A 14,607-nucleotide genomic window follows, 5' to 3' on the forward strand; every position below is an offset into this window, starting at 1 on the left:
AATAAATGGACTTAACGATTGCAGCTTTTTCAGTTCTTATCCTGGCGATTATTTTAGTGCTTGGTAAATGGGTAAGAATTAAAGTGAAATTACTTCAAAGGTTGTTTTTACCAACATCATTAATTGCGGGTTTTATTGCACTTATATTAGGACCAGAAATACTAGGAAGGCTATTTGGACTTGAAGGTGGAATTTTTACATCTGAGATGGTCGAAGTTTGGGCTAGTCTGCCGGGTCTTTTAATTAATATTGTTTTTGCGTGTCTTTTTATAGGGTTTAAATTACCTAATCCCCAAAAAATGTGGCGGATTGGTGGGCCGCATATTGCTTTAGGTTATACACTCTCTTTTGCCCAATATGTAGTGGGTATTTTACTTGCTATCACCATCATTACACCTCTTTTTGGACTTAGTCCTGCTGCAGGCGCCTTAATTGAGATTGCCTTTGTTGGTGGGCATGGAACAGCCGCGGGTTTACAAGGGACATTTACTTCTTTAGGTTTTGAAGAAGGTTATGATTTGGCAATTGGTTTGTCGACAGTCGGTATTCTTGCAGGTATCATCGTAGGGATGATTTTAATCAATTGGGGAGCACGTAATGGCAAATCTAAAACATTGAGTCACCCTGATGAGATTTCTGTAGAGGAGCAGTCAGGTATTATTAAAGTCGATAATCGTTCATCAGCGGGTTTGCAAACAACTTCGCCGATGTCTATTGAGCCGTTAACGCTTCATATTGGATTTGTTGGGTTATCTATTTTTATTGGGTTTTTATTATTGGAAGCGTTTCAATGGCTTGAGGCTGTTACTTATGGGCAAGCTATAGGTGTTTATTTATTTGAATATGTTCCATTATTTCCGTTCGCCATGATAGGAGGAATATTGTTACAATTATTCTTATCCAAATTTGATCGTTATCAATTGGTTGATCGCGAATTAATTAATCGTATTCAAGGTGTAGCTCTTGATTTCCTAATCATTAGTGCGATGGCTTCACTTAGTCTACAGGTTATTGGTGAGAATTTCATTCCGTTCATTATTTTAGCGATTGCTGGAATTGTCTTGAATGTAGGGTTATTCTTATATCTAGGTCCTCGTATGATACCTGAGTATTGGTTTGAACGAGGATTGGGAGATTTCGGACAGTCTACAGGTGTGGCGGCAACAGGAATTATGTTAATGAAAACAGTCGATCCAGAGAACAAATCGCCAGCACTCAATGCCTTTGGCTATAAACAAATTGTATTTGAACCGATGGTAGGTGGCGGGCTTATTACAGCTGCAGCCGTTCCATTTATTATTCAGTTTGGAGCAATTCCTGTATTAATTGTCAGTACAATTTTAATGATTATTTTTTGGATAATGGGCGTAAAAGTGTTTGGTAAGAAGAAAAAGTGAGTGATTGACAATCCATGTACAAAATGATAAATTATTTTTGTTTATAAATGAATAATGGCGACATGGCTATGGGCGTCATGTTAGCGAATTCGCATAGAATATGTTTGAATGCAGCGCCTCCCGCTTTTATAGGGAGCGCTGCCTTTTTGCGTGGAGGGAAGGTCAGATGGATAAAAGAGTGTATTTACTAACCATAATTACTTTTATTGTCGGTTTGGTTGAGTTAATTATTGCGGGCATCTTGCCACTTATTGCAACTGATTTAGGTGTGTCGCTTGGTGAAGTGGGAATGTTAATCTCCTTGTTTTCTTTAAGCTTTGCCATATCTGGTCCTGTACTATTATCTTTAACAGCGAAGATAGAGAGAAAGCGGTTATTTCTATTCGTTCTCTTTGTTTTCTTCTTATCTAATTTAATGATCGTCGTTATGGATGGTTATGTATCTTTGTTAGTTGGAAGAGTATTATCGGCTATGTGTGCGGCTCTTCTTATTTCATTATGTCTCACGATTGCTTCACAAATTAGTGGTGAGAAATATCGAGCGAGAGCGATTGGTATTGTACTGATGGGGGTCAGTGCGTCCCTTGTTTTTGGGATTCCATTCGGTTTGTGGTTAGGGAATGAATTTAGCTGGAGAGCGCCGTTCTTGTTTATTTCGATTCTGACATTAATCATCATGATTGTTGTTTATTTTGCATTAGGTCCAATAGAGGCGAAAAGAGGTTTACCTTTAAAGGAACAGTTGAAAGCATTAAAAAATAGAAAGATTGTACTCGTTCAACTGACATCGATTCTCTTTTTTGCCGGTCATATGAGTCTATATGCGTATTTAACACCCTTTCTTAGTGAGACGATGAGTATTACTGGTAATTCGCTTAGTTTGATTTACCTTATTATTGGTATCGTTGCTGTGTGTGGGAGTTTTTTAGGTGGGCAGATTACGGATCGCTTAGGTGCGAAACGATCTATTATCATCGTACTTTCTGCTTTTGTTGTTACGATTATCCTTATCCCGTATTTGCAGTTTTCTCTTGCTTTGTTTATTTGTGCACTATTGTTATGGAATTTATTAAGTTGGTCTTTGCAGCCCGCTATCCAGAGCTATCTTGTATCTGCTGCGCCAGAAACATCTGATATTCAACAAAGTTTAAATAATTCAGGGGTTCATGTTGGTATGGCTATTGGTTCAACTGTTGGTGGAATCATCATCGATCAATATCATGTGGAGATCAACCCTCTTATTGCTGGAGGTTTTACATGCATCGCCTTGCTCATTATCTTGGCCGCATTTAAGCAAAAGCGTAAATGAAAATAAAAAAGCAGCCTTCAAATTGAGACTCTTAGAGTCACAATTGAAGACTGCTTTTCTTTTCCTTAATTAATTCCAAATTTCTTCAACCCATTCAGGGTGATCGATAAATGGATTACGATTTTGTTGATAGTCATTATAGATAATATCATTTCTTTGTCGTTCTAAGTCATCTACAGGGTCTAAGTTATGCCACTCAATTAAGGTTGAGAGTTTGCCGTGATATGGAGCTGAACCGTTGCTTACGCGGTCATTCACCTCTAAATCCAGTTCCCCACTGTCGCCTTCATAACGGACATCCATATAGAAAATCATTCTTGCGACATCCCCTTTTACTTCATCACGTGGTTCCCAAGAATCATTATCCGTATAGGTATCAGGTGCTTCACCTTGTGGAGAGCCGCCATTATCAAAATCTTTGTTACCGCGAGAGCCATTCACTGATACATCTGTTGGGCGTAGATGATGTAGGTCTGTTCCAGGGCCCATAGATGTTCCGAAATCACCATGCGATTTAGCCCACACATGTTCTCTGTTCCATTCATCTGGATTTCCACCGTTCGTTGATTTACTTTGTGATCTGCCAGTGTATAAAAGGATGACGTTATTCGTATTATTTGGATCTTCATCCGTTGCCTTTAATGCTTCCCAAACGGCACTATACGAAATTTCGGTATGGTCATCAATGATATTGTGTAACGCGGTTTTTAATGCTTCGCCTGTTTTTCCAGTAGCAGAATCATAATAAGAACCAGGGGCATTATTTTCCTCATCAGGTCCTTCAGGTTCCTCTTCTTCGGATTGTTTGATCATTTCAGTTGTGTTTTTCAATCCAGGATGTGAATAGTACGCTGTGAGATTGCCGGTTACTGTTATCTTCTCACCAAGTAATTCGGGGTTGCTCTTAAGGCCGAACTGTGTGCGGAATTGTGAGGGAATCTGAATATAAAGCATATTAGCAGTATTTGTTTCTGTGCGAGAATCAGCAATAGCTAAGGAGTAATCATCTGGATAGTTGCCAGTAATTACTGTATTGGCTGAGGTAGGCTTACCTACTATATAGCCTTCCACCGATTGTATAGTGTTATTTTGCCTGTCGATGGCTTGTGATACTGGTAAGGTAGCAGCAGATGTTTGCGAAGAATCGAATGATAGAGTAGAAAAGGAAACGAGAAAAGCGACAATTGATAACTTAAAGAATCTACGCATATTATCCTCCTTTAATTTTTTTATTGTATTCTGCTTCATCTTACCATTTTTCTGTTAAAATATTTTTAATAATAAGTAAATTTAGGAGGCATTGATAAAAATAAGAAAATCTACTCGGCTTGTTTGCAGGAGAATAGAACTTGTTTAGAGGGAATTTATGGTGAAAGTAGGTTGTAAGGAGGTAGAGGGTGAAAATCTTACGAGAGTATCTCATCTGTACTTTAGCTCTTTTCCTCATTATTAGTATTGGAGGATTTCTTTTCTTTACTTATACGCCGACCTACAAGGGTGTCATTATAGAAAGTGGCCAATCTATTTGGGTTGTGGCGGATGCTGAAAATATTAAATACAAATCAAAACAAGAATTAAGAGAAACATACATGTATCAAGGGGTTGAATTTACATTACCAACTTATATGCCAGAAAAAAAGGTAGGTCAATTGTCAGTCGGTGATGAGGTAATTGTCTACTTTAGCGGGGAGATAAGAGCTTCTGCACCTGGGGGCGGAGACGCCTATTGGGTCTCTTTAATAAAAAAGTGAGAGCGAGGAATCAACTTGATTAATTATAACGGAAAGAAATTTGTATCAATAGAGAATACAAATAATGGCGAAGTCTCTGATCAAACTTATTTTGATTATAGCCAAGAAGGAAATATCATTTCTGCTAGTTATTATGGCGGACAAATTAGAAAAGGAACGTTAATCGGTATTGTAAAGGAGGATGGTTCTTTATTGTTTAACTATAATCATGTAAATATCAAAGATGAAGTAAGAGGTGGTACTTGTTCTTCAACGCCTGAATACCTACCAGATGGACGAATGAGATTACATGAACAATGGCGATGGAATGATGCAGATCAAACCGAAGGGCAATCGGTTATTGAGGAAATGAAAAAAGAATCGAAAGTATATTGATAGGAAGGCTAGTGGATTTCACTTTTAGTGCAAAAAGAGTCCACTAGCTATTCAAATTCTGATTATACAGAATGAGGTTGATACCTTTTAGGTTTTGTCACTTTAAACCATTGATAACAGAAAATAATAATAATCACTAGGTCAACAATATCGCCTCCATAATACATAATCATGCTTCCTTTTTCAGCTTCCGTTCTTCCTACACTTGAAGGAGGGTAACCATAGAAAGATTTGGCTAAAATCTGATGCCCAGCGAGAGCTAAAATAAGTATAATGGCTCGAAATTGAAAACTATAACCTTGTTGAAATTTATCAATATAGATGATTGATGCTGTAAAAAAATAACCAGCTAGGAAGATATGTGCATGAATGACGATGTACAACAGCATTGAATGGTGCATCATTGTGAATAATTCCGTTCGATATAATACCCATAGTCCACCAATATTTAAAACCGTAGTAAATAGGGGATTTAATAAAAGGTGAAATGGTCTCGTTTTTAAGGTAGTAGTCACTTTTCTAGCCGTTTTTACAGGTAATGAACGCAGTAGGAGCGTTACTGGTTTTGCTAGCACCATAAAAAGTGGGCCAATCATGCCTAAAAGTAAATGGGCAACCATATGGACACTGAAAAATTGGTGTGAAGTCTCTGCTAAAGGGCCAGCAACTGCTACTATACAAAGTACATTTCCACCAATCCAACATGCTGTGTGATACCATGACCACTGACGGTAAGATTGATTAGATTTGATGACAGCGATTCCATAGAGAATGATTAAAAGAAAAAAAGGAGTCGCTAAAATATATGAGAGAATGGTTATGTCAAAGTGTTGTTGATCAGGCATAGTGTCCCCCTTTTTAGCTTTACTTACTTTGTGACTGATTAGTTTTACAGATGATAATGATTCCGATAATCGTAATCACTGCAGCAGTGATATTCCATACCAAATCATAAGGTAGCACATCAACTCCGTAGCGAATTTGATGTAATTTGAACACTTTATGTTGGATTAAACCATCGTATAAATTAAATAAACCAATACCTAATAAAGCCCCGCCAATCCATCTTTTTTTCCACCAAGATTCTCTTCTGCGTAAGTCAGCTACCATAAATAGACTTGCTACTGTAGCGAACCAGCTAAACGCATGGAATAACCCATCAGAAAGTAATCCGATCTTTGTTGTGGATTGATCGTAAAAATGATGCCAACTTAATAGTTGGTGAAATACCATCTCATCAATAAATGCAACCAAACCAAGTCCGAAGAGAATACCAGAGATGAGATTGTATGTTGAGTGCTTAGTTATGTTCTGTTGGAAATTCCTATGTTCGCCATTGATTGGATTATCGATAGTATCAACTCATTTCTGTAAGGTATTTCCTCTATTTTTCCCGAGTGTTTAAACTCTAAACATATATAGAAGTGTAAGTTTATAATGAATTAGAAATTGATTCGATATTCATAGGAAGTATCTATTGTAATTGGTTGTTATTGTGAAATAAAAAGAACCTAACTACGCTAAGGTAGTTAGGTATTGTGGAGTAGCTATGAAACTTTCATTACTAGCTTCCACGATATACTTGGTATCCCCAAGGTGAAATGAGAAGGGGGACGTGATAATCCTTATCTATATTTGACACTCCGAAACGAACAGGGACTGCCTCTAAGAATGGTGGGTCGGGGAGGGCGATCTCTTTTTCACGGAAATACACCCCGACATGGAAGATCAGTTCATAGCTTCCTATTTTCATTTCTTCTCTAGTAAGTAGTGGAGCATCTAAGCGACCGTCTGAATTGGTCTTTACTACTTTTATCTTTTTCCAACTATTGCGATTTGCTTCTTGGATGAAAAGCTCCACAATTACATTGGAAGCCGGTGTACCGTGGGTTAAATCCAATATATGTGTTGTTAGTCCTGCCATTTTAAACTCCTTAATTATAGTAGAATGTTTCTCTCGAGAAATATCTTTTTAATTTTCAATAGCTGATATTGTGTTACTTTGTCTGGTTTGAGGGTTGATTGGCCACGTTCCTGTAAATTCAGTAACTTGATAATCAAAGTAATCCTGCAAAATTTGCTCTTTATGATCTTGGAAAAGTTCATCAGCAATCGCCTTAGCTAGTCGCGGTAAGCCGAATTTCATACCAGAAAGAGCAGCGGCAGTAATACCACAGCTGATTAAAGCAGAATAATTAAATGTATAAAGTCCATGAAGATATTTTTCTCCTTCCTTATCGCGACTCGTAAAGGAGTAACCTGTGCTTAAATAAGGATGTGCATCTAGAACTGGGCTTGCACTATTCTTTGGAGGGTGGTATTTATCCTCCCAACGAGCAATATATTTTTCGACTAATTTTAGCTCTGGTCTTAAGGCAGGATCAGTGAACAGTCCTGTACTAATAATGAGATAATCAAATGAAAAGGACCCATGAGGGGTTGTGACTACCACCTGATTATTTGCTTGACTTACTTCTTGCCAAGGTGAATCCAAATGAAGGTTAAAACCTGGCCAAGCAGAAGCGCGATTATATGTATCATTCGTCGGTGGTTGATTATTTTGAAAGAAATGAGTCATGACCGTATATTTATCCACATCTGATAACGAGTGATATCTTTCTATCATACCTGAGGCTTCCATTTGCCGTATCGGATTGATTCTAGGCATTTCTTTGCGACGAACAAAAACATGCGCTTCTGCTACTCCTGAACTAAGGGCGTAATTGGCATTATCGAATGCGGAGGCGCCACCACCTAGAATAGCGATTTTTTTATTTTTTAATGAGTTAAAATCGATATTTTCGGAAGTGTGGGCATAGAAATTTTTCGGTAGATTTTCAGAGACAAGTGATGGTATATGCCATTCTCCTCCACCTTGAATACCTGTCGCTAAAATAACTTTGCGCGCAAGAAGGGGAGCGGCAGGTTCTTCTGTTTGGTTGATATGGAGTCGGTGTAAACCACCTTCAAGAGGTTCTATGAGTTGTAATTTGACATCGTTTATGACGGGTAAACGCAGGACTTTTCTATACCACCTGAGGTAATTCATCCAATCCTGACGTGGTATTTTATCCACTTGATCCCAGCCATTTTTGCCTGTTTGGGCTTCCCACCAAGCACGAAAGGTGAGGGAAGGAAGGCCTAAATCAATTGAGGTGATATGTTTCGGTGTTCTTAAAGTAACCATTCTTGCATAAGTCTCCCATGGCCCTTCATAGCCTTCGTGATTCTCATCGATAATGAGAAAGTTTGTGATTTTTTCTCGTAAAAGAGCAAATCCAGCACCTAAACCGCTTTGCCCGCCTCCGACAATGACGACATCATATACATGATTCTTAATATGTTTAGTTTGCGGTACCCATGTATCCGTATAGTTTATGTTCAAATAAGAAAGGTCCATTTGTACTCTCTCATGTAAGCTTTCTAAGCTCATTGTTTTTCATCCTTTCTAGTTTGTTGTGAATGAATCTTTAATAATGACCTCTTCAAGTCGTAATAAGGCGATTTTATAGATTTCTGCCAGTGCTTGATGAAACTCTTCTTCTATTTCGTTTTTGACTCTCTCTACCATTGATTGATAAATTTCATCCTTGTTTTTCCCGCGAACAGCTAATATAAATGGGAATCCAAATTTGTCCATATAAGATTGATTCATATAAATAAATTGTTTATACTCCTTCTCTGTGAGCTGATTTAAACCAGCGTTTTCTTGTTCGTTAACGGAATTTTCACTCATTTGAACACGATCGCCTAAGTTGGGATGTTCTTTAATAAGTGCAAGCTTTTTTTGATTTGTTGTTTCCTCCACTGTGTGAACCATCGTTTGATAGAGGTGATCAAATGATAAAAATGGTTTCGCCATGAGCGTTTTTTCTGCGACCCATGGGGAATGCTCGAAAACACCTCCAAATATTTGGATAAATGATGCATCACTGATTCTATTGATTTCTTGAATTGTATACATGATTGAAAACTCCTTTCTATGAACTTTTTAATTGGGGTTCCATACTCGTCTCTTTTAACGGCTGTGTTTCCTTTGTTTTTCTTTTGGTTAAAAGAAGGTTTAAGATAATGGCTGCTAGGCTGCCGGTAATAATTCCATCGCCGACGATAATTCGAAGGGTTTCAGGTAAATGGGCGAATAATTCCGGAACAACGGATGCCCCTAGTCCTAGTGAAATCGAGCAAGCAATAATGAGTTGATTGTTATTGTTCGTAAAATCGACTCTTTGAAGCATGCGTATACCAGAGGTGACGACCATTCCAAACATGACTACAGTGGCACCGCCGAAAACCGAAGGAGGAATGAGTGTAGCTAAAGTAGAGATTTTAGGAACTAAGCCTAGTACAATTAAAATAAAACCAGCAGCAATTGTGACTTTATTTGACCTTACTCCAGATAATTGGACAAGTCCGACATTTTGAGCAAATGTACTATAAGGGAAAGCGTTGAAAATCCCACCTAAAGTAAAGGCCATTCCTTCAGCTCGATATCCACGAGCGAGTTCCTTTTCTTTTAACTCTTTATGATCCATTTTCCCTAGGGCAAGAAAAGCACCAGTGGATTCTACAAGAATGACTGTGCCTACTAAGATCATTGTTAAAATAGGAACAATTTCAAATGTAGGGTATCCGAAATGAAAAGGGGCCGGAAGGTGTAACCAAGAAGCTTCTTGAACGGATTGAAAATCTACCCTCCCCATTAGTGCCGCCGTGAATGTCCCAATGAATATCCCAATTAAAACAGAGATAGCACGTAAGAACCCTTTAAAGAAGCGGTTCATTAGTAAAATAAGTGCGAGAACACCAAAGGAGAGCAATAAGTTTTCAGCTGAACCAAAATCAGGATTATTCGTGCCTCCTCCCATATTTTTAATTCCTGTAGGGATGAGTGAGAGGCCAATAATGATGACGACGGTACCAGTTACGATTGGAGGGAATAATTTTACAAGCTTGCCGTATATATTTGAAAAGAAAATAATGAACAATCCTGTTATAATAATCGCCCCGTATATGGCTGATATCCCGTAATTACTACCGATTGTAATCATGGGAGATACGGCTACGAATGAAGTACCCATGACAATAGGGAGCCCTGTTCCAAAGTATTTATTTTTGACAGATTGAAACAGTGTAGCAACCCCGCAAGTTAACAAATCAATAGAAATGAGGAAGGCTTGTTGTTCAGGGGAGAAACCTAAAGCGCCGCCAACTAAGATTGGTACTAAAATGGCACCAGCGTACATAGCAAGGACATGCTGTAACCCTAATGAGAATGTTTTTGATGGATGAATATTTTCTCCCAAAGTGAACCCTCCTGTTTATAATGTTAAGAAATATAACATTGAATGTTGTTATATTTAACATAATAAACAATATTCTGATTATTGTCATTGTTCAATATGCCTAAAAATGACTAACTTATTTGTGTAAGGTGCATGGTTGGGCTGTTTTAAGCTTCTAATAGTTTTTTCATCCGTAATGCTGTACGTAATTGTAAGGTTGTTTCTGGATCCTTTAAATCTTTACCGAGAATTTCTTCGCATTTATCTATTCTATAGACAACTGTATTCCTGTGGACAAATAACCTTTTTGCTGTTTCGGAGATTTGACAATGTGTTTCTAGATAGACAGAAAGTGTTTGTAGTAATGATTCTCTTTCATCAGGTTTAATCGATAAGAATCCCTTAAATGCATGGGTGTAAAAATGACTCAACTCTTTTTCGGGAATAAGGCGGAGTAATTCTAATATATCCCTTGTTTGAAATGATTGAATAAAGTTGGTTCTTTTTGAGATTGCTCCTTGAGAAAGAGATTCACTTGCTTCGTGATAGGCTGTTCTCACTTGGACAAAGGAATGGCTCACATTACTTACACCGAAAGAAATGGTTTGATTAAAGCGGTTTGTCATTCGTAATTGGATGTCTTTTAATATATTCATATAAGGTGATAACCCTTGATGGGCTTCAAAGAGCAAGATACATTCATCACTTTTGGTAAAGAAATGAACGTTGACAGTGGTTTGGTGTATCACTTCTTCCAAGTATTCAAATATATTATCAGATTTTTGTTGGCGTTGTGTGAAAGAATCGTGTGGATTTGCTTGATCGACCTTTCCGACAACACAAATATAGTCACAATCATTTTGAAGAGAGAACTCTTTGGCGCGATTAATAATTTCATCTTGTAACTTGAAGGTCCCATCTAAGAAGTGGAGAAAAAAATCGTTGCGTATATTTTTTGCGTGTGTATTTAGTGCATGCTCTTTCATAAGGGCGAAGGAGAGTACATTCGTCGCTTGTTCAATCGTTAAGATATTGAGGTGATTCTCCTGAGGGATTTCTCCTTCTATAATTAAGAAACCTTGCTTCTTTTCGCTAATGTTTATAGGAAATAGATGATAAGTTTTTTTGGATACAAGTAGTGAAAAGGAAATAGAGATAGGGCTGGATGATGAAACCCGTTTAATTTCTCTCTCGATATCTTCTCTCATTACGAATATTTCTAGTTGGTGTTGTTGGTCAGAGAGAGAATGAAGATGCTGATCGACTAAATGAACAGAACAATCAATTATCTTGCTTAATTCTTTCATCAATGTTTCTATACCTTTTCCTTGAAGAATGATGTTCGTAAAATGTTTATGTGTTTCTAAAGCAGCAGTTAATTCATTCGCGCGGCTATCTAAAATCAGTCTTAAAGTATGGTTGATTACATCTCCAAGTGATAAGGCGAGTGGCAGTTCGATGATGGGGAAATTTAATTCATTTGCCAGCTTCAATGCAGATGGAGGAACAGAGTCTAAGAACCTTTTTGTTTTTATACCAAGTGCTGCACATCCTTGATTAGCCATCGCTTGGATTAATTCATTTAGTAAATGTGGCTGGTCTTTTAAATGATAGGCTGTTGTCACTAAAAATTCATGGCGATTCAAAAAGGGAATAATATCAGGTGCATCCATCATATTAACCGTATGTACCTCACGTTTGATCCCGCTTTCTCCAGCTACAACTCTCATCCCTTCTAATGAAGGGGAAGAGAGTAATTTAGAAACCTTCATGTGGCTGACTCCTTTCGTTTGCATCTTCTTTTTTATATGGATTAGTTAATGTGCACAAAATTGTATGAAAATTTGTACATTTTTGCTGATGATGTTTCGATGCATAAAAAGTAAAATTGTTTTATATAACATAATTATGTAAGAAAATATTCCATAAGTAAAGAGGGGAGTGAAAGGATTGGCCATTCATGTAAGAGAATTTCATGATACAAATAAGGAAAAGATAGCAGAATTGATTGAATGGCTTTCGTCATTTGGTAAAACAACCAATGAAGGCGTTACGAGATTACTATATTCTAAAGCTTGGTGTGAAGCGCAATCAGCTTTGAAAAATAAAATGAAGGCAATCGGGTTAGATGCTTATTTTGATTGTGTTGGTAATTTATTTGGCCGGCTGCAGGGAACAGATGAAGATAATGCAGTCATATTGACAGGTTCCCATATTGATACGGTTATTGACGGCGGAAAGTATGACGGTGCTTATGGGATTGTTGCTAGCCTGCTTGCGGTGTCGAGGCTCTATGCCTCTTATGGCAAGCCCAAAAAAACAATTGAAGTCGTTTCTTTCTGTGAAGAAGAAGGGAGTCGGTTCCCTTTAACCTTTTGGGGATCAAGAAATATAACCGGCATGTACGATATGGGTCATACTAGAGGATTAGTCGATGCAAACGGTGTTCCTTTTATGGATGCGATGAAGGAGGCGGGCTTTGAAACAGAAAAATATATTCAACCAATTAGAAGTGATATTGCAAGATTTATAGAGGTACATATCGAACAAGGGATGGTACTAGAGAGAAATCAAAATGCGGTTGGTATTGTGACACATATCGTTGGACAGCGACGTTACAATATACGGATAAAAGGAGAAAGCAATCATGCAGGCACAACACCAATGAACCTTCGCAGGGATGCGGTTGTGACAGCCTCAAAACTTATTTCTTTCTTAACGAAAAAAGCAGAAAGTATCGACTCCCAGTTAGTAGCTACGGTGGGAAAAATTGAAGCGCAACCAAATGTACCCAATGTTGTGGCAGGGGAAGTCGAGTTTAGTTTAGATATTCGCCACCATAAACAACATGTATTGGATGAATATTGTATGTCCGTGTTTTCTTATTTTGAAGAGGTAGCTAAGTCTAATGATCTGATCATCGACTGGAAACAATGGATGAATGTAGAACCTGTCGCAATGGATGCCATGATGCATAGTAAAATCAAGACGTTAGCGGAACAGAAGCAAATTTCTTTCCAAGATATCGTTAGTGGCGCCGGTCATGATGCACAAGTTTTTGCAAGTACACTTCCTACTAATCTTATTTTTGTCCCAAGCAAGGGCGGCATTAGTCATAACCCGCAAGAGTTTACGAGCTCAGAAGATTTGGAAGTAGGAGTAAAACTGTTAACAGATATTTTATATCAATTAGCTTATGAATAGAAGGAGTGGATATATATGGGATTTAATAGCTTGAATACACCTAGTCGTACGATTATGACACCAGGTCCAGTTGAGGTAGATCCTCGTGTGTTGAGAGCGATGAGTACACCTATATTAGGTCAGTTCGATCCAGCTTTTACAAAATTGATGAATGAAGTCATGGAAATGATTCGTCAAGTCTTTCAAACAAAGAACCGTTGGGCCTTTCCGATAGATGGTACTTCAAGAGCAGGAAACGAAGCGCTCTTAGCAAGTATTATTGAACCTGGTGATAAAGTGTTTGTTCCGATTTATGGGCGCTTCGGGCATTTACTTGTGGAGATTTGTGAAAGGTACGGTGCTGATGTCTATTCGATACAATGTCCTTGGGGAGAGGTATTTGACCCAGATGTAGTTATCGCAGAAATGGAAAAAATCTCACCTAAAGTGGTTGCTATTGTCCATGGTGAAACATCTACAGGGAGAATGCAACCTTTAGAAAAAATCGGAAAGGCTTGTAGAGAACAGGATGCGATTCTCGTCGTAGATGCAGTCGCATCTATTGGTGGCGTAGAGGTAAAGACAGATGAGTGGTTTATAGATGGGCTAATAGGGGGAACGCAAAAATGTTTATCCGTCCCTGCTGGGATGGCACCCATTACATTTAACGAGCGGATTGAGAAGCTTATATTAGAGCGGAAAAAGGTAGAGGCAGGTATTGCAACTACAGAAGATGAGCAGTATCAACGTAGTCGAATGGCAATTGCAAGTAATTATTTTGATCTCGCCATGCTTATGGATTATTGGAGCCCAAGGAGATTGAATCATCATACAGAAGCGACATCGATGGTTTATGCGCTCTATGAAGGTTTACGACTTGTGCTAGAAGAGGGGTTAAAGCCTCGTTTTATCCGCCATCTCCTTCATGAAAAAGCTTTGGTGAAAGGTATTCAAGCAATGGGGTTAAAGCTATATGGTGATTCTGAACATAAGCTTCCATGTGTGACATGTATAGAAATCCCTGCTGGTGTTGATGGTGAATCCGTACGGAAAATGTTGCTTAAGGAGTTCAGTATAGAAATTGCTTCATCTTTTGGACCATTACAAGGGAAGATTTGGCGTATTGGTACAATGGGATATAGCTGTCGAAAAGAAAATGTGCTTGCTGTTCTCGGCGGATTAGAAGCAGTCCTTATCCGTCACGAAGTCCAAGTAAATCGCGGCGAAGCGCTTCAGGCAGCAATGGATATATATGCAGCTGAGGAATCAGCTATGACGATACTTTAAATAAACAGGGAGGTGTTGGT

14 protein-coding genes are annotated in these 14,607 nt (G+C 38.2%); 6 read left to right on the plus strand and 8 right to left on the minus strand.

Translation table 11 applies throughout. From position 1 onward, the window contains the following. The first annotated feature begins 5 nt into the window (after window positions 1–5). Both MKX78_RS03990 and MKX78_RS03995 read left to right on the plus strand, forming a co-directional pair. On the plus strand, window positions 6–1,397 hold the full coding sequence (locus MKX78_RS03990; protein WP_307315005.1) for a sodium/glutamate symporter: 1,392 nt from the start codon (window positions 6–8) through the stop codon (window positions 1,395–1,397). 166 nt (window positions 1,398–1,563) lie between these two features. Continuing rightward, window positions 1,564–2,706, plus strand: a complete 1,143-nt coding sequence (locus tag MKX78_RS03995) for an MFS transporter (RefSeq protein WP_307315003.1) — start codon at window positions 1,564–1,566, stop codon at window positions 2,704–2,706. Window positions 2,707–2,775: 69 nt separating this feature from the next. On the opposite strand, the gene MKX78_RS04000 is transcribed toward MKX78_RS03995, so the two are convergent. Then, entirely contained in the window at window positions 2,776–3,915 is a 1,140-nt protein-coding gene (locus tag MKX78_RS04000; RefSeq protein WP_341049900.1) for an endonuclease, read from the minus strand. Between the two features lie 188 nt (window positions 3,916–4,103). On the opposite strand from MKX78_RS04000, the gene MKX78_RS04005 reads away from it, so the two are divergent. Next, entirely contained in the window at window positions 4,104–4,457 is a 354-nt protein-coding gene (locus MKX78_RS04005; protein WP_341049902.1) for a DUF3221 domain-containing protein, read from the plus strand. Between the two features lie 15 nt (window positions 4,458–4,472). Next, on the plus strand, window positions 4,473–4,832 hold the full coding sequence (locus MKX78_RS04010; RefSeq protein WP_180317008.1) for a n-acetylglutamate synthase: 360 nt from the start codon (window positions 4,473–4,475) through the stop codon (window positions 4,830–4,832). 62 nt (window positions 4,833–4,894) lie between these two features. Here MKX78_RS04010 and MKX78_RS04015 read toward each other — a convergent pair whose 3' ends face one another. From MKX78_RS04015 to MKX78_RS04045, 7 genes are all read right to left on the minus strand, one after another. Further along, complete coding sequence (locus MKX78_RS04015) at window positions 4,895–5,677, minus strand: cytochrome c oxidase assembly protein (RefSeq protein ID WP_307315001.1); 783 nt, start codon at window positions 5,675–5,677, stop codon at window positions 4,895–4,897. A gap of 19 nt (window positions 5,678–5,696) precedes the next feature. Further along, complete coding sequence (locus tag MKX78_RS04020) at window positions 5,697–6,173, minus strand: DUF2243 domain-containing protein (protein ID WP_370873329.1); 477 nt, start codon at window positions 6,171–6,173, stop codon at window positions 5,697–5,699. A gap of 223 nt (window positions 6,174–6,396) precedes the next feature. Continuing rightward, entirely contained in the window at window positions 6,397–6,756 is a 360-nt protein-coding gene (gene uraH, locus MKX78_RS04025; RefSeq protein WP_307314999.1) for a hydroxyisourate hydrolase, read from the minus strand. Window positions 6,757–6,804: 48 nt separating this feature from the next. Then, on the minus strand, window positions 6,805–8,265 hold the full coding sequence (locus MKX78_RS04030; protein ID WP_307314997.1) for an NAD(P)-binding domain-containing protein: 1,461 nt from the start codon (window positions 8,263–8,265) through the stop codon (window positions 6,805–6,807). Between the two features lie 15 nt (window positions 8,266–8,280). Beyond that, complete coding sequence (gene uraD, locus MKX78_RS04035) at window positions 8,281–8,796, minus strand: 2-oxo-4-hydroxy-4-carboxy-5-ureidoimidazoline decarboxylase (RefSeq protein WP_095370538.1); 516 nt, start codon at window positions 8,794–8,796, stop codon at window positions 8,281–8,283. A 16-nt stretch (window positions 8,797–8,812) separates the two neighbouring features. After that, a complete protein-coding gene (locus tag MKX78_RS04040; protein WP_307314996.1) occupies window positions 8,813–10,138 on the minus strand; it encodes a nucleobase:cation symporter-2 family protein in 1,326 nt (441 codons plus the stop codon). 146 nt (window positions 10,139–10,284) lie between these two features. Then, window positions 10,285–11,889, minus strand: a complete 1,605-nt coding sequence (locus MKX78_RS04045; protein WP_307314995.1) for a PucR family transcriptional regulator — start codon at window positions 11,887–11,889, stop codon at window positions 10,285–10,287. Window positions 11,890–12,067: 178 nt separating this feature from the next. Here MKX78_RS04045 and allC point away from each other — a divergent pair, with 178 nt between their 5' ends. Beyond that, entirely contained in the window at window positions 12,068–13,321 is a 1,254-nt protein-coding gene (gene allC, locus MKX78_RS04050) for an allantoate deiminase (RefSeq protein ID WP_307314993.1), read from the plus strand. Window positions 13,322–13,336: 15 nt separating this feature from the next. Further along, on the plus strand, window positions 13,337–14,587 hold the full coding sequence (locus tag MKX78_RS04055; RefSeq protein WP_307314992.1) for a pyridoxal-phosphate-dependent aminotransferase family protein: 1,251 nt from the start codon (window positions 13,337–13,339) through the stop codon (window positions 14,585–14,587). Window positions 14,588–14,607 lie beyond the last annotated feature (20 nt).

Source organism: Cytobacillus sp. FSL R5-0569 (assembly GCF_038007265.1).
Taxonomy (GTDB): domain Bacteria; phylum Bacillota; class Bacilli; order Bacillales; family Cytobacillaceae; genus Cytobacillus; species Cytobacillus kochii.